This is a genomic window from Leisingera sp. SA32 (assembly GCF_056033425.1).
In genome coordinates, this window is the sequence record NZ_JBVYHB010000002.1 from 278,118 (window position 1) to 301,611 (window position 23,494).

The window sequence follows — 23,494 nt, forward strand, 5'->3', positions numbered from 1 at the left end:
CAAGGGATGAAATTACAACAAGCGAGTGACCTGAGATGCCGACGCCCAAGATTTCCTTTGAATTCTTTCCGCCGAAAAATCTCGAAGCTTCCTTCCGGCTTTGGGATACCGTTCAGGTGCTTGCTCCGATGGGACCGCGGTTTGTGTCGGTGACCTATGGTGCCGGCGGCACCACCCGTACGCTGACCCGCGACGCGGTGGCAACGCTGCACAAATCCTCCGGCCTGGACGTTGCGGCGCATCTCACCTGCGTCAACGCCTCCAAGGCGGAAACCCTGGAAATCGCCGACCAGTTCGCCGAGGCCGGGGTGAAGGAAATCGTCGCCCTGCGTGGCGATCCGCCCAAGGGCGAGGGCAAATTCACCCCGCATCCCGAAGGCTTTGCCCATTCGGTCGAGTTGATCGAGGCGCTGGCGGACCGTGGCACCTTCAACATCAAGGTGGGCGCCTACCCGGATCCGCACCCTGATGCGACCGACCCCCACGCCGATGTAGAGTGGCTGAAGCGCAAGCTGGACGCCGGCGCCGACGAGGCGCTGACCCAGTTCTTCTTCGAGGCCGAGACCTTCTTCCGCTTCCGCGACGCCTGCGAAAAAGCCGGTATCGACGGCAGCAAGCTGACCCCCGGCATCCTGCCGATCGAAAACTGGAAAGGTGCCCGCAACTTCGCCCGCCGCTGCGGCACCGTGATCCCGCAATGGGTCGAGGATGCCTTTGACAAGGCCGTGCGCGACGGCCGCGAGGAACTGCTGGCGACCGCCATGTGCACCGAGCTCTGCTCGGACCTGTTGGAGGGCGGCGTGAGCAATCTGCATTTCTACACCCTGAACCGCCCGGAACTGACCCGCGACGTCTGCTTCGCGCTGGGGGTCACCCCCAAGGTGGCGCTGGAGAACGTAGCGTAAGCGTTGCACAGATCCCCGCGCGGCCCCTAATGGACGAAAAACTTCATCAGGGACCGCGCGCCATGTTCTACGCCGAAACCCCCGCCGATCTGCTGACGATCGATCAGACCGCCCGGATGTCCGGGCTGGAGTTCATGCAAGGCATACTGGCAGGCGATCTGCCCGGCCCACCGATTGCGCGCACGCTCGGCTACCATCTCCACGCGGTCAGCGAAGGCGAGGTCGTGTTCCGCGGCACCCCGGAATTTCACGTCACCAACCCGATGGGCACCGTGCATGGCGGCTGGTACGGCACATTGCTGGACAGCGCGATGGCCTGCGCGGTGATGACCCGCGTGCCACAGGGCTCAGTGTACACCACGCTTGAGTACAAGATTAACATCCTGCGCCCGATCCCGCTCGGCACCGAGATCGACTGTACCGGCACCGTGGATCATGCTGGGCGCTCCACCGGGGTTGCGCACGGCGAGATCCGCGGCACCGCCGACGGGCGGCTTTACGCGACCGGCTCCACCACTTGCATCATCATGAAGATAGCCTAGCGCAGCACCTGCTACTTTCGCGCCCTTGTCTTTACGAATCCGTAGCTTATCTTGCGGTCATCACCCGAGAGCATCACGGAAGGGGCGAGAATGCCGCCAAACTCCCTCGCGCGGGCAGCCACCGCGCGCATCCAGGTTCTGGCCCCGCCGGCTGAGCTCGATTTTTTCGATACCCGCTCCACCGATCTGCCCCGTCCGATCCCTCCGCTGGAGGCTTGGCGCCGGATGCACGCACGCCCCTTGCCTGGTCTGCGACTCGCGTTCCGGCTGCGGGATGCGATCTCGGCCTGTTTTGGCGTCCGCCGGATCGGCAACATCACGGGCCAGGTGCCCGAGAACGTCCAGACCGGAGACAAGCTGGATTTCTTTGTGGTTGAGGCCATCTCGGAACGTATCCTGACCCTGGCGGTGCGGGACCGCCACTTGGATGTGATGACCTGTCTCAGCTCGCATGACGGCGTGCTCACGGTGACCTCTTCAGTCAAGACCCATACCCTGTTCGGCCGCGCCTACATGCTGCCCGTGGGCCCTGCGCACAAACTGATCGTGAGCCTCTCCCTGAAACGGTTGCGGCAGACAATGGAGCAGGCACCGCAGCTGCGGCGCTGAGGACAGGCCCTGCACTCGGCGACACGCACCAGCCCCACGCCCGCATGTGAGGTTTCCTGCGTTCAGGTCTTGGAGAACATCGCCCGCCAGCCTGCGGCGGTCGCCGTCTTGGTAGGCCGCGCCACCTCGACGCTGCTGTGCAGACGTTCACTGGGATCCAACCCGACCCGGCGGCGGCTGCGCAGCAGGAAAATCTTGCCCCAGCCGCGCCAGGTGCCAACCGATGGCGCATTGGGGTCCACCGAAAACCGCATCCGCCAGTCCAGCGGCAACGGCAGTCCGCGTTCCTCGGCCTTTTCCAGCATCCACACCAGGGAGATGTTGGCAAGCGGCCGCGCGACCTCATAGCCGCCCAGTTGGCCACCCACATCGCCATGGGCACCGCGAAACCAGACCTGCTCCACATGCCCTTCCCAGTCGGTGGGAGTGTCCCACATCACCGGGTGGAAGACATCGCGCGTCTCGTCCAGCGCCAGCGCGTGATAGCCGCTTTTGACGTGGTGGCCCAATTCGTGGTTGTGGAAATTATGTTGCTTCTCCGCCCAGCGCCACAGCAGCGGCAGCCGCAACCCCAGTGCCTTGACCGTGTCCCAGACCCCGACCATCTCGATTTCAACCGTCTCATGGCAGTAGGCCCGGCTGAAGGCGGCGCCGGTCTTGCTGCGCCCGTTCAGCCGGTAATGGCGATAGGCCGTGCGGATGTTGCGCACCGTGGCGTGCTCCGCCTCCAGCAACCCGATCCGATCGATCACGCCCGCCAGCGAGCGCACGGCATAGGCGCCACGCGAATAGCCAAACAGATAGATCTGGTCACCGGGGCGATAGCGCGAGGCCAGGTAGCCATAGGCGCGGCGGATCTGGCGGTTGATGCCGCGCCCCAGCATCACATCGGGCGCGCTGCCCCAGCCGGTCCACTGAACCCCGGATTCGTAATAGACCGACACCGGGCCGGACATTTCGCGACACAGGTGGTACAGCTTGCCCGCGTGGGTTTCGCGCCCCTCGTCCAGCGTCGACATGGTGCCATCAAGGATGATCACATGGGCCTGCGGCCCACGCAGCCGGGTTTCGCCCGAATGTTCCGAGCGCAGCGGCCGTCCCAGCCACTCAAGAACCCTGTTACTCAGCTGCTTTAGAAACATCCCTCAGCACTTTCCACACTCTCTGCGGGGTGAACGGCATATCCATCTGCCGCACCCCCTGGTCCCAGACCGCGTCCTGCATCGCGTTGGCCACCGCGGCCAATGCGCCCACCGTCCCAGCCTCGCCACAGCCCTTCATTCCCATCGGGTTCTGGGTTGAGGGCACCGGCTGTGAGGTGAAGCCAATCATGGGAACGGAATCGGCCCGCGGCATGGCATAATCCATGAACGTCGCGGTCAGCAGCTGGCCGTCTTCGTCATAGACGACCCGCTCCAACATGGCCTGTCCCAGCCCCTGCGCCACCCCGCCATGCACTTGGCCTTCGGCCAGCATCGGGTTGATCAGATTTCCGAAATCGTCGACTACAGTGTAGCGCTCCACCGTGGATTGCCCAGTCTCCGGGTCGATCACCACCTCGGCCACATGGGCGCCGTTCGGAAACGAGCGCCCCGGCAACTTGGCCCGCGCCGCGTGACGCATCAGATCAAGCCGCCCTTGCGCGCGGGCCATCTCTGCGGCGTCCAGCAGCGTCGGCGTCAGGTTCGACCCCGGCGCGCGGAAACTTTCACCGTCAAAAGAAATCGCGTCCGCGTCAACGCCCATCTGTTCCGCTAGGAACGGGGTGAAGGCCGCCACCATGGTGTCGACCGTTGCCAGCGTGGCATTGGCCTGGGTGGTCACCGAACGCGAACCGCCGGTGCCGCCACCTTGGGCGATGCGGTCGCTGTCGCCCTGAATGACCTGGATATTCTCTGCCGGAATGCCGCTCTGGTCAGCCAGAAACTGTGCATAGACAGTTTCATGCCCCTGTCCGTTGCTTTGCGTGCCGACATAGATGTTCACACGGCCATCCTCCAGAAACTCCACTTCTGCGCCTTCCGAAGGATCACCCAAAATACTTTCGATATAGTAACACAGGCCAACGCCCCGATACTTGCCGCGTTTACCATCTGCGGCGCGGCGGGCTGCGAATCCTTCGAGATCTGCCTCTTCAGCGGCGCGGTTCAGCACCAGATCGAAGTCGCCGACGTCATATGTCTCCCCGGTCACGGTGCCATATGGAAACGCGGCGGGCTTGATAAAGTTCCTCCGCCGCAGCTCCAGCGGGTCCACCCCCAACTGGCGCGCGGCGCGGTCCATCACCCGCTCCAGCACATAGATCGCCTCTGGCCGACCGGCGCCGCGATACGCGTCCACCTGGGTGGTGTTGGTATAGATCCCCTCCACCTGCAACCAGGCGGTCTGGATGTCATAGACCCCGGCCAGCACCCGGCTGAACAGCTGGGTCTGGATCGGTTGGCCAAAATGCGAGTTGTAGGCACCGAGGTTGCAGCGCGTCGTCACCCGGTAGGCGGTGATCTTCAGGTCCGCGTCAAAGGCCAGCTCTGCCAAGGACGTCAGATCCCGCCCGCCGTTGTCGCTGAGCATGGATTCGGTGCGGTCTGCGACCCAGAACACCGGTCGCCCCAGCATCCGGGCGGCATGGGCCACCACAAAATACTCCGGGTAGGGCATTGCCTTCATGCCAAAGCCGCCCCCCACATCCGGCGTGGTGACCCTGACCGCAGCCTCCTCCAGCCCCAGCTTGGCGGCCATCTGGGATTTCATCGCCCAGACCCCTTGCCCGCCGTAGCAGAAATGCAACCGCCCATCCTGCCATTCGGCAAAGCAGCCACGCGGCTCCATCGCGTTGACGATAATGCGGTTGTCTTCCACTTGCAGGGATACGGTATGCGCCGCCGCGCTGAACGCCTGCTCCGTCGCGGCCTCGTCGCCCATACCCCAGTCAAAGGCGCGGTTGTCCGGCACCTCCGCGTGCAGCGGCGCGCCGCCGGGAAACAGATCCAGCTTGGCAGGCAGGTCGTCGATGTCCAGCCCGATCAGTTCGCCTGCGTCGCGAGCCTGCTCCAGCGTGTCGGCGACAACCACCGCCACCGGCTCCCCCACGTATCGCACCCGGTCCCGGGCCAGCATCGGCCGTTCCGGCGCAGCCCCCTCGCTGCCGTCCCGGTTCTTGACGGTGGTGCCGTCCAGCCCCACGTCCAGCCCTGCGGCTTCCAGATCCGCGAGGGTCAGCACCGCATGCACGCCCTCGCTCGCGCGCGCATCCGCCACCTCCAGCGCGGTGATGGTGCCATGCGCCACCGGACTGCGCAGCACCCAGGCTCGCAGCGCATCCGCAGGGGCGGCATCTTCGATGTAATTGCCCTGCCCGGTCAGGAACCTCGCGTCCTCGACCCGCTTCACCGGCTGGCTTTTTCCGAACTTGTCCATGCTTGCCCCCTGTCCGCACGGCCTGGCCGCGCTGGTGTCATTCAGGGCAGGAGACTACCGCTCAGCGGGCGGTTGTCCAGTGAGCTCGATCACCGTGGCCACATCCGACAGCCCATAGCCGTTGAACTGCGTGCTCATGGCCGAGGAATAGGCCCCCAGCCCCGGAAACAGCACGTAATCGCCGGTGCCGCAGTCCGCAGGCAGCGGCAGCCCGTCCGGCAGCCGGTCCAGACTGTCGCAGGTCGGCCCGAACACCACCCGCGGCTGACGCGCGCCCGTGCGGCGGACGCCATCGGGGGCGACCACCTCAACCCGGCCCGGCAGGCCCATGTCGCGCAGATCCACCAGTCCGCCATAGATGCCGTCGTTCAGAAACACCACTGCGCCGCTTCGGCGGATCCCCTTGATCCGGGCCGCCAAAGTGAAGCATTCCGACACCATGGCCCGGCCCGGCTCGCAGATCAGCTCCGGCTTCTCGGCGCCAAAAGCCTGTTGAGCGGCCGCATCAATGGCGTCGAACACCCGCTCCAGATCAGGCGCAACGCCATCCCGGTTGGCCGCAAAACCACCGCCGACATTCAGCCGGGCAATGCTCACGTCGGCGGCATCGACGATCTTGCGGGCAACATGGATGTATTCGACCCAGGCCGCCTCATCCTCGCATTGGGTGCCGGGATGAAAGCACAGCGCCGGTACCCAGCCCCGCGCCGCGACCTGCTGCAACAGCTCGACGGCTTCCTTGGGCCCGGTCCCGAACTTGCTCCCAAAATCATAGGCCGCACCGGACACGGGCAGGGCAAAGCGCACCGCGATTTCGCAGGTGCGCGGCACCGCATCCAGCTTGTCCAGTTCGCTGAGCTCGTCCACCGACCAGCTGGCCACCCCCAGCCGGATCCCGGCCTCGATTTCGGCGGCAGAGCGCATCGGGTTGTTGTAATGCATTACCGCATCGGGGCTGGCTGCCCGCACGGCCTCCATCTCGGCCGGGGAGGCGACATCAAAGGCGGTGACGCCCGCAGCCACCAGATTGGACAGCACCGCCGGATGCGGATTGGCCTTCACCGCATAGGTGACAAGGCCGGGGAACCCCCGCTGAAACCGCCCCGCCACCTCATGCAGGACTCGCGGCGAGAAATAGAGGATCGGATGATCCGGCGCAGTGCGGGCCAGGTGGGATTCGGGCGAGAGCCACAACGGGGAAATTTGCTGCATCGATCTAAACCTCTGTCTGTTAAATTATTCTCGGCTGAAGAGTCGTCGATTCCTCCCTTCATTTCGACTAAAACAGCGTTAACAATCGTCAAAATGCGGAAAGAATATGAAATCTGACGACACTGATCAGCGTCTTGTCGCCCTGTTGCGGGAAAACGCCCGCCGCCCTGTGTCCGAGCTCGCGCGCCTGCTGGGTCTTGCGCGGACCACTGTCCAGGCGCGGATCGAGCGGCTGGAGGCCAGCGGCGTGATCACCGGGTACACGTTGCGCACCTCTGCCGCGGCGCGGCCACCGTTGCAGGCCACCGTGCTGATGTCGATTGAGCCGCGCTCCGGCCCCGAGGTTCTGTCGCGGTTGCGTGCCCTGAGCGGCGTCGAGGTGGTGCACACCACATCCGGGCGGTTCGACCTGTTGGCACAGGTCGTCGCACACAGCACCACCGAGCTGGACGACACCATCGACCGGATCGCCGACGCGCGCGGTGTGCGGTCCTCGGAAAGCCTGATCCATCTGGCCACCAAACTGGACCGCACCGGGTCATAACGGTGCGCGCCCTGCGCGCGCAGGCTTCAGCGCCTGCAGCGCAGGTTTTGAGTAATTCGGACCGGAAAGAGGCGGTAAGGTTTTGTTAACCATCTGGGTGCACTCTACCTATGCGGTACTGACTGCAGAGCCGATGACCGCGACAGGAAGAGACCGCCCCTGATGCAGGCAGGATTATCCCGGGCCACCTCCCGACGGACGGACGGCCTGCGCCAGGGGCGTGTCCGCGCGGCATCTTTCTGGTCAAAAATACTCAAAATCCCGCCCATTGCCCCCGGCGCCCCGCCATGCGGACAAAGAAATCCCGCGATCTGCCTTCCCCTTCCCTGTGCCATTGGGTAATTGATCCGCAATTGCATGAGGGATGTAGTGATGGCGATGGAAAAGACATTCAACGCGGCGGAAGCGGAAAGCCGCCTGTACAAAGCCTGGGAAGAGGCTGGCTGCTTCAAGGCCGGGGCCAATGCCAAACCCGAGGCCTCGACCTATTGCATCATGATCCCGCCGCCGAATGTCACCGGTGTGCTCCACATGGGCCATGCCTTCAACAACACGTTGCAGGATATCCTGATCCGCTGGAAACGCATGCAGGGGTTTGACACCCTGTGGCAGCCCGGCTGCGACCATGCGGGCATTGCGACACAGATGGTGGTGGAGCGCGAGCTGGCCAAAGAGGGCAAGAAACGTACCGATTTCTCCCGTCCCGACTTCCTGGCCAAGATCTGGGAGTGGAAGGAAAAATCCGGCGGCACCATTGTCGAACAGTTGAAGCGCCTTGGCGCCTCCTGCGACTTTGACCGCACCGCATTTACCATGGCCGGCGCCCATGGCGACACCCGCACGGGCCACGAAAACTCCCCCAACTTCCACGACGCGGTGATCAAGGTGTTTGTGGAGATGTACAACAAGGGGCTGATCTACCGCGGCAAGCGGCTGGTCAACTGGGATCCTCATTTCGAGACCGCGATTTCCGACCTTGAGGTGGAGAACATCGAGGTTGCGGGCCACATGTGGCACTTCAAGTACCCGCTGGCAGGCGGCGAGACCTACACCTACGTCGAAAAAGACGAGGACGGCAACGTCACGTTGGAGGAAGAACGCGACTATATCTCCATCGCCACCACCCGCCCCGAAACCATGCTGGGCGACGGCGCGGTGGCTGTGCACCCTTCGGACGAGCGCTATGCGCCGATCGTGGGCAAATTGGTCGAAATCCCGGTCGGCCCCAAGGAGCATCGCCGCCAGATCCCGATCATCACGGATGAGTACCCGGACAAGGACTTCGGCTCGGGTGCTGTGAAGATCACCGGCGCGCATGACTTCAACGACTACCAGGTGGCCAAGCGCGGCGGCATTCCGATGTACCGGCTGATGGACACCAAGGGGGCGATGCGCGCGGACGGTGCGCCCTACGCGGAGGAGGCCGCCAAGGCCCAGGCGCACGCCAAGGGGGCCGCGTTCACCGAGAATGAGGTGGACGCCATCAACCTGGTGCCCGATCACCTGCGCGGGTTGGACCGGTTCGAGGCACGCAAGAAAGTGGTTGAAGAAATCACCGCCGAAGGTCTGGCCGTCATGGTGCCCGCGCCGCCGAACGAGGATGGCGAGGTCTGCTTTGACGGCGGCATGATGCCCCTGGTCGAGAACAAGCCGATCATGCAGCCCTTCGGCGACCGTTCCAAAGTGGTGATTGAGCCGATGCTGACTGACCAGTGGTTCGTGGACGCGGAAAAGGTGGTCGGCCCGGCGCTGGATGCGGTGAAGAACGACGATGTGAAGATCCTGCCGGAGAGCGGCGAGAAAACCTATTACCACTGGCTGGAAAACATTGAGCCCTGGTGCATCTCGCGCCAGCTGTGGTGGGGGCATCAGATCCCGGTTTGGTACATTCCGGGGGAGGACGACTGGTACGCGATCTGTGCCGCGACTGAGGAAGAGGCCCTGGAAAAGGCCCGGCTTCAGTCCGCCGAAGGGTCTGAATTCCGCATCGTTGCTGACCAGCAGGAAGCGGTGGAAGTCCTGGCCGAGCAGCGCAAGCTGATGGACGTGCAGGACGAGGGCGCGATCCGCAGCTTTGAAGGCCCCATGCAGGTGCCGATGTTCCGCGACCCTGACGTGCTGGACACCTGGTTCTCCTCCGGTCTCTGGCCGATCGGCACGCTGGGCTGGCCCGACGACACGCCCGAGATGCAGAAATACTTCCCAACCTCGACCCTGGTCACCGGTCAGGACATTCTGTTCTTCTGGGTTGCCCGGATGATGATGATGCAGCTGGCGGTGCTGGACGACACCCTGCCGGTCAAGGACCGCATCCCCTTCGACACCGTCTATCTGCATGGGCTCGTGCGCGACGCCAAGGGCAAGAAGATGTCGAAATCCACCGGCAACGTCGTCGACCCGCTGGAGATCATTGAGGAATACGGCGCCGACGCGCTGCGCTTCACCAATGCGGCCATGGCCTCTCTGGGCGGGGTGCTGAAGCTGGATATGCAGCGTATCGCGGGCTACCGCAACTTTGGCACCAAGCTGTGGAATGCGGTGAATTTCGCCCATTTCAACAAGGTCTATGACGCAGAACAGCCCGCCTATGACATCCCCGATGCGCAGGCGGCCGTGAACCAGTGGATTATCGGTGAGACCGCCAAGGTCCGGGTCGAAGTCGACGCCGCGCTGGAGGCTTTCCGCTTCAACGACGCCGCGCTCAGCCTTTATGGGTTCGTCTGGGGCAAGGTCTGCGACTGGTATATCGAACTCAGCAAGCCGCTGTTCGGCTCCGAGGATGAAGCGGTTATCGCCGAGACCCGCCAGACGCTGGGCTGGGTTCTGGACCAGTGCATGATCCTGCTGCATCCGATCATGCCCTTCATCACGGAGGAGCTGTGGGGCAACACCGCCAAGCGCGACAACATGCTGGTGCATCAGGACTGGCCAACCTATGGCACGGAACTGGTCAATGCCGAGGCCGATGCCGAGATGAACTGGGTCATCACCGCGATTGAGAACATCCGCTCCACCCGCGCACAGATGCATGTACCGGCAGGCGCCAAGATCCCGATGGTGGTCACGGAATTCTCCGATCAGGCCCGCGCCGCCTGGGAAAAGAACGAGGCGATGATCCAGAAGCTCGCCCGCATCACCACGCTGGAGCAGGTGCAGACCTTCCCCAAAGGCTGCGCCGCCGTGGCCGCCCCCGGCGCTTCCTTTGGCCTGCCGCTGGCGGATGTGATCGACGTCGATGCCGAAAAGGCGCGTCTGGAGAAAACCCTGGGCAAGCTGTCCAAGGAATTGGGCGGTCTGCGCGGACGTCTGAACAATCCCAAGTTCGCCGCTTCCGCCCCCGAGGACGTGGTGGCCGAGGCCCGCGCCAACCTCGCCGCGCGTGAGGAGGAAGAGGCCAAGGTCAAGGAAGCCCTGGCGCGTCTGGCCGAAATCGGCTGATCCGCGAGACGCAGCCCAGCAACGCAACGACGCCCGCCGCTCATCCCGGCGGGCGTTTTACCTTGGCACACATGCGGTTGCGCCGCCCACGCTGTGCGGTTTCGGGAAAATTCCCCCTGATCGCCCCATTGTCTTTGTCGGCAAATTGTACCAGCGTGCTTGCAACCTGGACAACAAGCGGAGACGCCCGACCATGCCCAAAGGATACTGGGTGGCCCATGTCGATGTAGAGGACATGGACCGTTACAAAGACTACGTCAGCGCCAACGCCAAACCCTTTGCCGAGCACGGTGCCCGCTTCTTGGTCCGCGGCGGCCACAAGGAAGTGCGCGAGGGCAAGATGCGCGCGCGCACGGTGGTGATTGAATTCGATGATTTCGCAACCGCCAAAGCATGTTATGATTCCGTTGCCTATCAGGACGCCAAGGCCTTGCGCGATCCGGTGTCTACAGGTGATATGGAAATCATCGAAGGTTACGGCGGCTGACCCCGCAGCCTCTATTGCGCCCGCATCCCGAGGACCCAGAATGCCCCTGCTCAAGAAATTCTTTCAGGCCTTCCGCCCTTCCGAACCGCCCGCCCTGCCAGACCCGGATGCTGAACTGGCGCTGGGGGCGCTTTTGGTGCGGGTCGCACAGTCGGACCGTGACTACCAGTTGGAAGAAATCAGCCTGATCGACCGGATCCTTGCGCGGCTCTATCAGCACAACGCGATCGAGGCCGCAAAGGTACGCGCCACCTGCGAAAAACTGCATGCTGCCGCCCCGGAAACCGATACCTTTGGTCGTCTGATCCGCGAGACCACCGGGTTGGAAGAACGCATGGCAGCACTGGACGCGCTGTGGGAAGTGGTGCTGGCCGATGGCAATGTCCACGCGGGCGAAGTCACCATCGTCGAAGAGGCCCGCAGTGCCATGGGGCTTTCCTATGCCGACAGCCAGGCTGCGCGCGCCCGCGCGGCAGAGAAACTTGCCAACGCCGCGGGCGACAGCTGATGTTCAAGGAGCTGTTGAACCGATTGCTGGACCCCGCACCCGCGCAGCTGGACGACGAGGGCGCCCGTTTGGCGCTGACGGCCTTGCTGGTGCGGATTGCCCGCTCCGATCACAATTATTCCGAGGTCGAAAAAGATCGCATCGACCGCATTCTGGGCACCCGCTACGGGCTGGACACCGGCGGTGCGCTGATCCTGCGCGAACAGGCCGAGGCGCTGGAGGCAGAGGCGCCAGACACGGTGCGCTTTACCCGCGCCATCAAGGACGTCGTGGCCTATGAGGACCGTATCGCAGTGATCGAGGCCCTGTGGCAGGTGGCCCTCGCCGATGGCCAGCGCGACGCGAATGAAGACGCGCTGCTGCGGCTCTCGGCCAGCCTGCTGGGGGTGAGCGACATGGACAGCGCCCGCGCGCGCCAACGGGCGGAGGCAGCGCAGTGATCGCGCATCTGGGCATGTACGACCGGCCCGAGACAGCTGACGCCAACGACCGGTTCTGGACCCTGATCCGCGGCCATCTCGACACCGGCCCGGACCAGCTGAGCCGCGATCCGGACCCCTGGCCGATCTGGACCTCGCCGGAGCTGTTGCTGGCGCAGACCTGCGGCTGCCCCTACCGCACCCGCCTGTACGGCGAGGTCGATCTGATCGGCACGCCCGATCACGGGCTGCCCGGCTGCGCGCCCGGCTTTTACAACAGCGTCTTTGTCGCCCACGCGGACCGCGCCGGACAGCCGCTGAGCGTCTACGACGGCAAGACCTTTGCCTATAACGACGGGCTGTCTCAATCTGGCTGGGCGGCGCCGATGATCCACCTGCACGACCGCGGCCTGCTGCCCGGCGCCTTGCTGGAAACCGGCGGCCATCAGCACTCTGCCAGGGCTGTGGCAGAGGGGCGCGCCGATTTTGCCGCGTTGGATGCGCTGAGCTGGCAGATGATCCGCAAATACGACGAATTTGCCGCCGACCTCTGCGAGGTGGAGCACACCAGCCCGACCCCGGCCCTGCCCTATATCACGGCGCTGGGTCGCAACATCAACGCGCTGTTCGCGGCGATAGAATCAGCCATTGCCAGGCTGTCAGACGCGGACCGGGACACCCTGCATCTGCATGGTCTGGTCCAGTTTGAGCCCAGCGATTACCTGGCCATTCCGACCCCGCCGGGCCCGGTTCTGACCGGGCAGCGCATCCGGCTGGGCAACCGCGCGTAACGTCACTTCCGTTTTGCACGCTTTGGCCCGCCAATTTGCAACCTCAGCCGTCAGATCTGCGGTTTGAACATTGCAATCAGGCGTTTTTTCGGTCCAATAAGAACGAATTTCCATTCACAGGGACCTGCACACCTTGACCGATACATCGCCCGTTCTGCAAATCCGCGACCTGCATAAATCCTATGGTGAGCTGGAGGTGATCAAAGGTGTGGACATCACCGCCCGCAAGGGTGACGTGGTTTCGCTGATCGGGTCGTCGGGCTCCGGCAAATCCACGCTGCTGCGCTGCTGCAACCTGCTGGAAGACAGCCAGCAGGGCGAGATCCTGTTCAAGGGCGAGCCGATCACCTGGACCGGAAGCGGCCTCGCGCGGCGCCCCTCGGACGCCAAACAGGTGCTGCGGATCCGCACAAACCTCAGCATGGTGTTCCAGCAGTTCAACCTGTGGGCCCATATGACCATCCTGCAGAACGTGATGGAGGCCCCCGTCACCGTGCTGGGCCGCGACAAGGCCGAGGTCGAGGAGAAGGCCCGCCACTACCTGGACAAGGTCGGCATCGGCGACAAATGCGACGCCTACCCGGCGCAGCTGTCGGGCGGCCAGCAGCAGCGTGCTGCCATCGCCCGTGCGCTGTGCATGGAACCCGAGGCGCTGCTGTTCGATGAGCCGACCTCGGCGCTCGATCCCGAACTGGAGCAGGAAGTGGTCAAGGTCATCAAGGACCTCGCCGCCGAAGGCCGCACCATGATGATCGTCACCCACGACATGAAAATGGCGGCGGATGTCTCCAGCCACGTGGTGTTTCTGCACAAGGGGCTGATCGAGGAAGAGGGCACGCCGGACGAAGTGTTCGGCGGCACCCGTTCGGAGCGGTTGCGCGGCTTCCTGTCGTCGACCCGTCACGAACAATAACAACGAAATCAATAACCAACCAAAATGGGAGTACTTTCATGAAATCTCTGTTTCTTGGCACCGCCGCACTGGCGCTGACCGCCTCCATGGGCCTGGCCGAAACCGTTCGCCTGGGCACCGAGGGCGCCTACCCTCCGTACAACTTCCTGAACGATGCAGGCGAAGTGGACGGGTTCGAGCGCGAGCTGGGCGACGAGCTGTGCAAACGCGCCGAGCTGACCTGCGAATGGGTCACCAACGACTGGGATTCGATCATCCCGAACCTGCTGTCGGGCAACTACGACGCGATCATCGCCGGCATGTCGATCACCGACGAACGCAAGGAAGTCGTGAACTTCACCACGGGTTACACCCGCCCGTCGCCGTCCGCCTTTGCGGCGCTGTCGGATGACGTGGATCTGGAAGGCGGCGTGATCGCGGCCCAGGCCTCGACCATCCAGTCCTCGCATGTGGCCTCCACCGGCGCCACCCTGGTCGAATTCCCGAACCCCGACGAAACCGTTGCGGCCGTAAACGCCGGCGAAGTGGACGCGGTGATGGCGGACAAGGACTTCCTGATCCCGATCGTGAACGAGACCGAGCTGCAGTTTGTTGGCGAGGACGTGTTCCTGGGCGACGGCATCGGCATGGCCTTCCGCCAGTCCGACGACGAACTGCGCAGCAAGTTCGACGCTGCCATCGCCAGCATGAAGGACGACGGCTCGCTGAACGCGCTGCTGGACAAGTGGGAAATCGAGGGCAAATTCTAAGCCACCCGCGTTTCCAAAATCACGCAAGGGGGGCGTTTTTGCCCCCCTTCGCCCCTGACCGGACGCCCTGAGAGGCCCGCGGCCCCATTCGCAACCCGCCGCGCCCCAGGCCCAGACCACCACGAGGCCCGCCATTTTCGCCCATTGCCTAGACCCGGACAGCCTGGAGGGGATCCAGTGGCTGACCTGCTATCTGACCACCGGAAAGCATATGTCTTTCTACCTGTCCTTCGGCACGGTGCTGCTGCTGCTGGCGGTGACGGCTCCGGCGGCGCTGCTGCTGGGCTTTGGCGGCGCCATTGCCGCGCGTTCGCCGCTGGCGCTGCTGTCCTGGCCCGGCAAGGCCTATATAGCGGTGGTGCGCGGCGTACCGGACATCGCCTTTTTCCTGTTTTTCGTGATCGCGCTGGACCAGGCCATCGAATGGCTGCGCCACCAGGTGAAATGCCCGGACTGGAGCGAACCTGTCCGTCAGGGCAACGACTTCGTGGTTTGCGAGCTCGCCAAGATGCCGCTGGGCAGCGCGCCGCAGTGGATCCATGAAATCTACGGTTTCAGCCTGGCCGTGGTGACCTTTGCCATCGTCTTCGGTGCCTTTGCCGCCAATGTGCTGTATGGCGCCATGCAGGCGGTGCCACGCGCCCAGATCGAAACCGCCGAGGCCTACGGGCTGAGCCGACGCCAATCCTTCTGGCGCATTCTGGTGCCGCAGATGTGGGTCTATGCGCTGCCCGGTCTGTCGAACCTGTGGATGGTGCTGATCAAGGCCACGCCGCTGTTGTTCCTGCTGGGGGTTGAGGACATCGTCTATTGGGCGCGAGAGCTGGGCGGCTCGAAAACTGCCCGCTTTACCGACTATCCGCATCCCGATTGGCGCATGTGGTATTTCCTTGGCCTGCTGGTCTTCTACCTGGCGTTCACCAAGGTCTCCGAACTGGTGCTGGTGCGCATCAGCCGCCGCCTGTCGCGCGGCCAGGCCACCGTTGCAGGCGAAAAGCAGAGGAAAGCGGCATGAGCTGTCTTCAGACCATTCAGGACTATGGCCTGCGCGCGCTCGGCTTTGGCGAGCGGCTGCTGCCGCGCAGCGATTTCACCCTGTGCGACCAGTTCACCCTGATCGGCTCGGGGATGATCTGGAACATCTACTTTGGCACGCTTGCCGTGCTTGCCGGTTTTGTCTTTGCCAATGCGCTGGCGGTGACCAAGGCCTCCGACAACGCCATGCTGCGCAAACCGGCGGACTGGTTCATCTTTCTGTTCCGCGGCTCGCCGCTGTTCATCCAGTTCTTCTTTGCTTACTTCCTGTTTCTCAATCTCAAAAGCGTCCACCCGATCTTCGATCAGTTTACCTCCGCCTGGCTGGGGGCGCTCATCGTGCTGTTCTTGAACACCGCCGCCTATTCCGCCGAGATTTTCTATGGCGCGCTATGCTCTATTCCCAAGGGCGATGTGGAAGCCGCGGACGCCTATGGCATGACCGGTTGGAACCGGTACCGGCGGATCACCTTTCCAACCATGCTGCGGCTCGCCTGGCCCGCCTACACCAACGAGGCGATCTTTCTGTTCCACGCCACCACGCTGGTGTTCTTCTCGGGGTTCCCTGCCTGGCGACAGAAGGGCGATGCGCTGTATTACGCCAATTATTTCGCGGACAAGACCTTCAACCCGTTTATCCCCTACCCGATCCTGGCCTTCTATTTCATCCTGCTGACCCTGGTGATCATCGGCATCTTCGGGATGGTGAACAAGCGACTGAACCGCCATCTGCCCAGCGAAAAGCGCGCCAAGACCAAGATCCGGCTCAACCTGATCCGCTGACCGCTGGCGCCGGAACATCAACACAACCATCGAAATGGCTCCTGCGGGAGCCATTTTTTTGGCCGATCGCGGCGTGAAAAAGCGGCATCAGGACATCGGCGGAAACCTCCAACACAGTTTTTGATCAAATTTTCTTGGCGAATGGTTTTTGCTGCGCTAGGGTCGGGTCACCGAAAACATGGAGCCCCCAATGGACCTGTCCGCTTTGAAGACCATCCGCATCGCTGCCTGTGACATGAACGGTCAGATGCGCGGCAAGCGCCTGCCTGCGGATATGGCGGGAAAGCTGGACAAGGGCGCGGCTCGGATGCCGATCTCGACGCTGAACGTCGACCTCTGGGGCCGTGATGTCGAAGACAACCCGCTGGTCTTCGAGACCGGCGATGCCGACGGGGTGATGTTGCCGACCAACCGCGGCGCGGTTCCGATGCCCTGGCTGACCAGCCCCTCTGCCCTGGTACCGATGGCCATGTACTGGGAAGACGGCAGGCCTTTCCTGGGCGATCCACGGCATGTGCTGGGGGACGTGCTGGCGCGCTATGCCGCCCGCGGCTGGACCGTGGTTGCGGCAACCGAAATGGAATTCAGCCTGCTGGACGACAGCGGCGCCCAGCCCGCCCCGCCGATTGATCCGCAGACCGGCCGCGTGCTGGACCAGCAGTCGGTGCTGTCGGTGGCAGAGCTGGACGCCTTCGATGCCTTCTTTACCGATCTCTACGACGGCGCCGAGGCGATGGGCATCCCGGCACAATCGGCGATCTCCGAGGCGGGTCTGGGCCAGTTCGAAATCAACCTGAACCATCAGGAGGCGATGCGCGCCGCCGATGATGCCTGGCTGTTCAAGGCGTTGGTCAAAGGGTTGGCGCGCAAGCATGGTTTTGCCGCCACCTTCATGGCCAAACCCTATGCCGAAGAAGCCGGCAACGGCATGCACGTTCATTTCTCGGTCGAAGATCAGGACGGCAACAACGTCTTTGACGACGGCGGCGAGAAAGGCTCGGACCTGCTGATGCACGCGGTGGCCGGCTGTCTGACGGCGATGCCCGCCAGCTCGCTGATCTTTGCCCCGCATGGCAATTCCTACCAGCGGCTGGTGCCCGGCGCCCATGCGCCGGTCAGCGCCGCCTGGGCCTATGAAAACCGCACCGCCGCCATCCGCATTCCCGGCGGCAGCCCGCGCGCGCGCCGGATCGAACACCGGGTGGCCGGCGGTGACATCAACCCCTATCTGATGCTGGCCACGGTGCTCGGCGCCGCACTCGTCGGGATCGAGGACGCGATGCAACCACCCGCGCCGTCAACCGGCAACATCTATGAGCTGACCGGCCTGCCGCAGCTGGCCGCCGACTGGGAAACTGCGATCAACTGGTTTGAAACTGACCCGCTGATTGCCCGCATCCTGCCCGGGCTCGCCATTCGGAACCTTGTGATGACCAAACGCCAGGAGATGAAAGGCTTTGCCGAACGTCCGCCCCAGACCCATTGGCTGTCCTGGCTGGAGGCCGTATAGGTCCAGCCAATGGCAAGCGGCCCACCCGGCGCTTGTCACCGAGTTCCGCCTCGGTTACGCTCAATTTGATCATATCTGGTGACACATGAAAATCGGCATCCTGCAAACCGGCCACTCCCCCGAAGATCTCTACGACGATTTTGGCGATTATGACGCGATGTTCCGCGATCTGCTGGGCGGCAAGGGTTTCGATTTCCAGACCTGGGCGGTGGTCGATGGCATCTTCCCCGACGGGCCAGAGGCCGCGGACGGCTGGCTCATTACCGGCTCCAAACATGGTGCCTATGAAGACCACCCTTGGATCGCCCCGCTGGAGGATCTGATCCGCGCCATCGACGGGCGCAAGCAGCCCCTGGCGGGGATCTGCTTTGGCCACCAGATCATCGCCCAGGCGCTTGGCGGCCGGGTAGAGAAATTCACCGGCGGCTGGGCCATCGGACCGGTCACCTACCAGGTCGGCGACAAGGAACTGACGCTCAACGCCTGGCACCAGGACCAGGTGACGGCGCTGCCAGATACCGCCCGTGTGCTGGGCGGCAATACTTTCTGCCGCAACGGGGTGCTGGCCTACGGCGACCACATCATCTCGTGGCAGCCCCACCCGGAATTTCCCAGCGCCTTTGTCGGCGGCCTGATCGAAAAACGCGGCCGCGGCGTGGTGCCCGACCAGCACCTTGATGCCGCCGCCGCGCGGCTGGACACGCCGGTGAACAATACGGACATCGCAACCTTCCTCGCAGATTTTTACAGGAAAGAGAGGACCTAATGTCAGCCTGGCTCGACGCCCTTCCCGATGCAGCGAAATCCTATCTGGAGGGCCGTCGTCTCGACGAAGTTGAATGCGTCATCTCGGACCTGCCCGGTATCGCCCGAGGCAAGGCGGTACCGGCATCAAAATTCGCGCGGCAGGATTTTTTCCACCTGCCCGACAGCATCTTCTACCAGACCATCACCGGCGACTGGGCCGATGCCGCGGATGAGGACGGCTGGATCGAGAAGGACATGACGCTGAAACCCGACATGTCCACAGCCACCGCGGCCCCCTGGACCGGCGACTGGACCCTGCAAGTGATCCACGACGCCTATGACCGCGACGACAAGCCGGTGCCCTTCAGCCCGCGCAACGTGCTGAAACGGGTGGTGCAATTGTATCACGACCGTGGCTGGGATCCCGTCGTGGCACCGGAGATGGAGTTCTTCCTGGTCGCGCGCAACATCGACCCCGCTCATGGCATCAAGCCGATGATGGGCCGGTCCGGTCGCCCGGCGGCGGCACGCCAGGCCTACTCGATGACCGCGGTGGATGAATTCGGCCCCGTCATCGACGACATCTATGATTTTGCCGAGGCGCAAGGGTTTGAAATTGACGGCATCACCCAGGAGGGCGGCGCCGGCCAGCTGGAAATCAACCTGCGCCACGGCGACCCGGTCAAGCTGGCGGATGAGGTGTTCTATTTCAAGCGCCTGATCCGCGAAGCGGCGCTGCGGCATGATTGCTTTGCGACCTTCATGGCCAAGCCGATCGAAGATGAACCTGGCTCGGCCATGCACATCCACCACTCGATCATCGACCGCGAAACCGGCGAGAACATTTTCTCCGGCCCGCAGGGTGGTGAGACGGACGCCTTCTATCACTTCATTGCCGGGCTGCAGAACCACCTGCCTTCGGGCCTTGCGGTGATGGCGCCATATGTAAATTCCTACCGCCGGTATGTGAAGGACCACGCGGCACCGATCAACCTGGAATGGGCCCGCGACAACCGCACCACCGGTATCCGCATCCCGCTGTCCAGCCCCGCCGCGCGCCGGGTGGAGAACCGCATCGCGGGCATGGACTGCAACCCCTATCTGGGCATCGCGCTTTCCCTGGCCTGCGGCTATCTGGGCCTGACGCAGGAAGAACGTCCGCGCAAGCAGTTCAAGGGCGACGCCTATGAAGGCGAAGGCGATATCCCCCAGGTGATGGGCCAGGCGCTGGACCTGTTCGAGGAGGCCACCGCCCTGCACGAGGTTCTGGGGCCGGACTTTGCCCGCGTCTATTCGATCGTCAAACGCACGGAGTACGAGGAGTTCCTGCAGGTAATCTCCCCTTGGGAGCGTGAACATCTGCTGTTGAACGTCTGATCTCTCTGACGCTGCGCCCGGACGCAGCGTCAGCGCTATTGAGAATTTTTGGGAAGATGAAGCGCAGGTTGCCCGCAGGCGCCCGCCTTCACATGAGGTGCGCGATGGGGATGAACCTTCTCTATTCCAATGACAGCAAGGGTAATTATCCAAACAGCTGGTATGCAGCCACGGCCACGCCGCTGCCCACCTTTCCGGCGCTGTCACAGGACACCCGTGCAGATGTCTGCATCGTCGGCGGCGGCTACACCGGCCTGTCAGCGGCGCTGCACCTGGCCGAGGCAGGCCTGTCGGTGGTGCTGTTGGAGGCGCAACGGGTCGGCTTTGGCGCCTCCGGGCGCAACGGTGGCCAGCTGGGCAGCGGTCAGCGTATGGAACAGGACGGGCTGGAAAAGCTGGTCGGCGCGGAGGATGCGCACAAGCTGTGGCAGCTGGCTGAAAACGCCAAGGAACTGGTGAAATCCCTGATTGCCCGTCATGGGATCGACTGCCACCTGAAGCCCGGCGTTGCCCATGCCTGTCTGTCCAAGGCCGAAGTACGCCATGAGCACGCCTATACCGCGCACCTGCAAGACCGCTATGGCTATGACCAGATCGCGCCGCTGGACCACGACGAAATGCAGGCCCTCTGCCCCTCGCCCGCCTATGTCGGTGGCTCTCTGGACATGGGCGCCGGCCATCTGCACCCGCTGCCCTATGTGCTGGGACTCGCACGCGCTGCCGACGCGGCCGGGGCACAGATCCATGAAGCCAGCGAGGTTCTGGGTATCGAGGAAGGCAGCCCGCTGCGCATCCGCACGGCGGGCGGCACTGTCACGGCCGACCACCTGATCCTCGCCTGCAACGGCTACCTCGGCGGGCTCAACGGTCAGGTGGCAGCACGGGTGATGCCGATCAACAACTTCATCGTTGCGACCAAACCGCTGGGGGACGAGGCCGCCCAGGTGCTGACCCGTGACGTCGCCGTGGCGGATACCAAATTCGTGGTCAACTATTTCCGTCTCAGCCATGACAAGCGGCTGCTGTTCGGCGGCGGCGAGAGCTACGGCTACCGGTTCCCCGCCGACATTGCCGCCACGGTGCGCAAACCCATGGCAGAGATTTTTCCGCATCTGCGCGATGTGGAAATCGACTACGCCTGGGGCGGCACGCTGGGCATTACCATGAAGCGGATGCCCTATCTGGCACGGCTGGCCCCCAACGTGCTGACCGCCTCCGGCTATTCGGGCCACGGCGTTGGCACTGCCACCCATGCGGGCCAGCTGATGGCGCAGGCGGTGCAGGGTCAGGCAGACGGCTTCGACACGATGGCCCGTGTTCCGGCTCCCCGCTTTCCCGGCGGGCCGCGGATGCGAACGCCGCTTCTGGCACTGGCGATGACCTGGTTTGCCCTGCGCGACCGGCTGGGGGTCTGACGCCGCCCGCCACGCGGCATGACGCAACAGTAATGTGAAAAATGCGCCCGGACAGCGGTTTCCGTCACCGCCCCTCTTGGCATGGACGTGCGATAGTTTTAGCTTTGCCACAGCAACCATTCAGGATTTCGAAATATGGCCCAGCCGCCCAACGTGCATGATGCCGAACCCATCCCCGCCGCTGCCCGCGACGCCATCGACGCGCTGATGCAATCGGGCGACCTGTTTCGCTATACCGCGCCAGACAGCGCGCCGGTCACGCTGCTGGAACAGGAATACGCCGCACTTCTGGGCAGCAAATACGCGCTTGCGGTCTCGTCCTGCTCCGCGGCGCTGTTCCTGTCGCTGAAGGCGCTTGGCCTGCCCCGGGACGCACGGGTGCTGATCCCGGCCTTTACCTTTGCCGCCGTGCCCTCCTCTGTCGTGCATGCCGACTGCGTGCCGGTCCTGTGCGAGGTCGGCGACAACTACCGCATCGACTTGGACGATTTCGCGGCCAAGCTGGACAGCGTGCAGGCGGTCATCATCAGCCACATGCGCGGCCACACGTCGGATATGGATGCGATCATGGCCCTGTGCGACGCCCGCGCCATCCCGGTGGTCGAGGACGCGGCCCATTCGCTGGGCACCACCTGGAACGGGCAAAACATCGGCACGCTGGGCAAGGTGGGCTGCTTCTCTTTCCAGTCGTACAAAATGGTGAACGCCGGCGAAGGCGGCATCCTGATCACCGACGATGCCGACCTGATCGCCCGCGCCGTCATCATGTCCGGCGCCTATGAGCACAACTGGCAAAAGCACAAAGGCCCGCACGGCGAGAACGCCCCGGATCTGGAGCAGGCTTTTGCCAAATGGCAGAACCAGCTGCCGCTGTACAATCTGCGGATGAGCAATCTCTCCGCCGCGGTGATCCGCCCGCAGCTGCCAGAGCTGGCGCGCCGGGTGCGTGACGGCTTGAAAAACCACGACTATGTGGCAGCGCGGCTGAACGGGTCGGCCTATTTCCACGTCCCCGCGCCGCTGACGCCAGAGCGCCGGGCGCCGGATTCGATCCAGTTCAATCTGGTCGGCATGGATGAGGCCGCAACCCGCGCCTTTGCCGCCGCCGCTGCTGAGAAAGGCGTGAAGGTTCAGGTGTTTGGCCTGTCCCAAGACAATGCGCGCGCGTTCTGGAACTGGCAGTTCCTGCGCGACCTGCCAGAGCTGCCGCAGACTCGCGCCATGCTGATGAAGGCCTGCGACGTGCGGCTACCGGTGCGTCTCAGCCGCGCGGAACTCGATGTGATCGCCGATATCCTGCTGTCCGCTGCCGAGGACACGATGGGCAAGGCCGCCGCCTGAACCCCGGCAGCCGACCGAAAGCCCCCTGCGCAAAAGGACTGGCACCGCCTTGGCGGTGCCACGCCCAACAGGGAAGGCCATTCGCCAGAATGGCGCTGAGCTGGCGGGAGCGACCCGCGCGGCTCACTTCATTTTTGACAGTTTTTCCTGCAACTCGGCCAGCTGCTTCTTGATCTGATCCAGATCTTCGCCGCCGCCCTCTGTGCTGGTCTCGTCGCGGTTGCCGCCGGTCCAGCCCTGGCCGCCAAGACCACCCGTCATCGCTTTCAGGAACGCCTCCTGCTGCGCTTTCATCGCCTCGAACCCGGGCATTTTTGCCATCGGGTTCATCGCGCTCATGTTTTCCATCATCTGCGACTGGCTCTCGCGCAGCATGTCGAACGACGATTGCAGGAATTGCGGCATCACCCCGCCGCCGGGCACCATATAGCTGCGCACCAGGTCGTTCAGCACATTGACCGGCAGCACGTTTTCACCGCGGCTTTCGTGCTCGGCGATGATTTGCAGCAGATACTGACGGGTCAGGTCGTCACCGGTCTTCAGGTCAACAATCTGCACCTCGCGGCCATCCCGGATAAAACCGGCGATGTCCTCCAGCGTGACGTAGTCGCTGGTCTCCGTGTTGTACAACCGGCGACTGGCATACCGCTTTATCAGCAGGGGTTTTTCCTGTTCTGCCATCTACTTCCTCCCCGGTCATGACGCATTGCAGCAAAGCCTATGCCAGCGCAGAACAAAAGGGAAGCCTTCGC

The 23,494-nt window shown here is 63.6% G+C and carries 22 protein-coding genes; 18 read left to right on the forward strand and 4 right to left on the reverse strand.

Annotation, left to right across the window (positions count from 1 at the left end; translation table 11 throughout):
- The first annotated feature begins 35 nt into the window (after positions 1–35).
- The 3 genes from metF (at position 36) to AC0IPL_RS03960 (ending at position 2,056) form a co-directional block, all read left to right on the forward strand.
- Positions 36–905 (forward strand): methylenetetrahydrofolate reductase [NAD(P)H], encoded by an 870-nt coding sequence (metF, locus tag AC0IPL_RS03950; RefSeq protein ID WP_474272329.1) that lies wholly within the window; start codon positions 36–38, stop codon positions 903–905.
- A 62-nt stretch (positions 906–967) separates the two neighbouring features.
- Positions 968–1,447 (forward strand): PaaI family thioesterase, encoded by a 480-nt coding sequence (locus AC0IPL_RS03955; protein WP_474272330.1) that lies wholly within the window; start codon positions 968–970, stop codon positions 1,445–1,447.
- A gap of 90 nt (positions 1,448–1,537) precedes the next feature.
- Positions 1,538–2,056: a DUF2867 domain-containing protein gene (locus AC0IPL_RS03960; RefSeq protein WP_474272331.1), complete on the forward strand. Its 519-nt coding sequence runs from the start codon at positions 1,538–1,540 to the stop codon at positions 2,054–2,056.
- Between the two features lie 62 nt (positions 2,057–2,118).
- Here the strand turns inward: AC0IPL_RS03960 and AC0IPL_RS03965 are convergent, their stop codons facing one another.
- Genes AC0IPL_RS03965 through AC0IPL_RS03975 form a run of 3 tightly spaced genes read right to left on the reverse strand, consistent with a single transcriptional unit; the run spans position 2,119 to position 6,685 of the window.
- On the reverse strand, positions 2,119–3,198 hold the full coding sequence (locus AC0IPL_RS03965) for a DUF2235 domain-containing protein (RefSeq protein WP_474272332.1): 1,080 nt from the start codon (positions 3,196–3,198) through the stop codon (positions 2,119–2,121).
- Positions 3,176–5,473: a xanthine dehydrogenase family protein molybdopterin-binding subunit gene (locus tag AC0IPL_RS03970; protein WP_474272334.1), complete on the reverse strand. Its 2,298-nt coding sequence runs from the start codon at positions 5,471–5,473 to the stop codon at positions 3,176–3,178. Before AC0IPL_RS03970 ends, AC0IPL_RS03965 begins: the two co-directional genes overlap by 23 nt.
- A gap of 54 nt (positions 5,474–5,527) precedes the next feature.
- On the reverse strand, positions 5,528–6,685 hold the full coding sequence (locus AC0IPL_RS03975) for a type III PLP-dependent enzyme (protein WP_474272335.1): 1,158 nt from the start codon (positions 6,683–6,685) through the stop codon (positions 5,528–5,530).
- A gap of 106 nt (positions 6,686–6,791) precedes the next feature.
- Between AC0IPL_RS03975 and AC0IPL_RS03980 the strand changes: the two genes are divergently transcribed.
- The 15 genes from AC0IPL_RS03980 (at position 6,792) to AC0IPL_RS04050 (ending at position 22,742) form a co-directional block, all read left to right on the forward strand.
- Positions 6,792–7,229 (forward strand): Lrp/AsnC family transcriptional regulator, encoded by a 438-nt coding sequence (locus AC0IPL_RS03980; RefSeq protein WP_474272336.1) that lies wholly within the window; start codon positions 6,792–6,794, stop codon positions 7,227–7,229.
- Positions 7,230–7,601: 372 nt separating this feature from the next.
- Complete coding sequence (locus tag AC0IPL_RS03985; RefSeq protein WP_474272337.1) at positions 7,602–10,667, forward strand: valine--tRNA ligase; 3,066 nt, start codon at positions 7,602–7,604, stop codon at positions 10,665–10,667.
- A gap of 193 nt (positions 10,668–10,860) precedes the next feature.
- Positions 10,861–11,154, forward strand: coding sequence for a DUF1330 domain-containing protein (locus AC0IPL_RS03990; protein ID WP_474272338.1), 294 nt, complete (start codon positions 10,861–10,863; stop codon positions 11,152–11,154).
- 46 nt (positions 11,155–11,200) lie between these two features.
- A complete protein-coding gene (locus AC0IPL_RS03995) occupies positions 11,201–11,662 on the forward strand; it encodes a tellurite resistance TerB family protein (protein ID WP_474272585.1) in 462 nt (153 codons plus the stop codon).
- Complete coding sequence (locus tag AC0IPL_RS04000) at positions 11,662–12,102, forward strand: tellurite resistance TerB family protein (RefSeq protein ID WP_474272339.1); 441 nt, start codon at positions 11,662–11,664, stop codon at positions 12,100–12,102. The genes AC0IPL_RS03995 and AC0IPL_RS04000 overlap by 1 nt, the downstream gene beginning before the upstream one ends.
- Positions 12,099–12,872 (forward strand): phosphate/phosphite/phosphonate ABC transporter substrate-binding protein, encoded by a 774-nt coding sequence (locus AC0IPL_RS04005; RefSeq protein ID WP_474272340.1) that lies wholly within the window; start codon positions 12,099–12,101, stop codon positions 12,870–12,872. The genes AC0IPL_RS04000 and AC0IPL_RS04005 overlap by 4 nt, the downstream gene beginning before the upstream one ends.
- A gap of 133 nt (positions 12,873–13,005) precedes the next feature.
- A complete protein-coding gene (locus AC0IPL_RS04010) occupies positions 13,006–13,785 on the forward strand; it encodes an ABC transporter ATP-binding protein (RefSeq protein ID WP_474272341.1) in 780 nt (259 codons plus the stop codon).
- Between the two features lie 38 nt (positions 13,786–13,823).
- Positions 13,824–14,534 carry a transporter substrate-binding domain-containing protein gene (locus AC0IPL_RS04015; RefSeq protein ID WP_474272343.1) on the forward strand — a complete coding sequence of 237 codons (711 nt, stop codon included), beginning with the start codon at positions 13,824–13,826 and terminating at the stop codon, positions 14,532–14,534.
- Between the two features lie 133 nt (positions 14,535–14,667).
- Positions 14,668–15,549: an ABC transporter permease gene (locus AC0IPL_RS04020; RefSeq protein ID WP_474272586.1), complete on the forward strand. Its 882-nt coding sequence runs from the start codon at positions 14,668–14,670 to the stop codon at positions 15,547–15,549.
- Complete coding sequence (locus tag AC0IPL_RS04025; RefSeq protein ID WP_474272344.1) at positions 15,546–16,352, forward strand: ABC transporter permease; 807 nt, start codon at positions 15,546–15,548, stop codon at positions 16,350–16,352. Before AC0IPL_RS04020 ends, AC0IPL_RS04025 begins: the two co-directional genes overlap by 4 nt.
- Positions 16,353–16,542: 190 nt before the next feature.
- Entirely contained in the window at positions 16,543–17,862 is a 1,320-nt protein-coding gene (locus AC0IPL_RS04030) for a glutamine synthetase family protein (protein ID WP_474272345.1), read from the forward strand.
- Between the two features lie 85 nt (positions 17,863–17,947).
- Complete coding sequence (locus tag AC0IPL_RS04035) at positions 17,948–18,628, forward strand: type 1 glutamine amidotransferase (RefSeq protein ID WP_474272346.1); 681 nt, start codon at positions 17,948–17,950, stop codon at positions 18,626–18,628.
- On the forward strand, positions 18,628–19,986 hold the full coding sequence (locus AC0IPL_RS04040) for a glutamine synthetase family protein (protein WP_474272347.1): 1,359 nt from the start codon (positions 18,628–18,630) through the stop codon (positions 19,984–19,986). Before AC0IPL_RS04035 ends, AC0IPL_RS04040 begins: the two co-directional genes overlap by 1 nt.
- Positions 19,987–20,090: 104 nt before the next feature.
- Complete coding sequence (locus AC0IPL_RS04045; protein WP_474272348.1) at positions 20,091–21,401, forward strand: NAD(P)/FAD-dependent oxidoreductase; 1,311 nt, start codon at positions 20,091–20,093, stop codon at positions 21,399–21,401.
- Positions 21,402–21,536: 135 nt separating this feature from the next.
- Complete coding sequence (locus tag AC0IPL_RS04050; protein ID WP_474272349.1) at positions 21,537–22,742, forward strand: DegT/DnrJ/EryC1/StrS family aminotransferase; 1,206 nt, start codon at positions 21,537–21,539, stop codon at positions 22,740–22,742.
- 123 nt (positions 22,743–22,865) lie between these two features.
- On the opposite strand, the gene phaR is transcribed toward AC0IPL_RS04050, so the two are convergent.
- A complete protein-coding gene (gene phaR, locus AC0IPL_RS04055; protein WP_474272351.1) occupies positions 22,866–23,423 on the reverse strand; it encodes a polyhydroxyalkanoate synthesis repressor PhaR in 558 nt (185 codons plus the stop codon).
- Between the last annotated feature and the right edge of the window lie 71 nt (positions 23,424–23,494).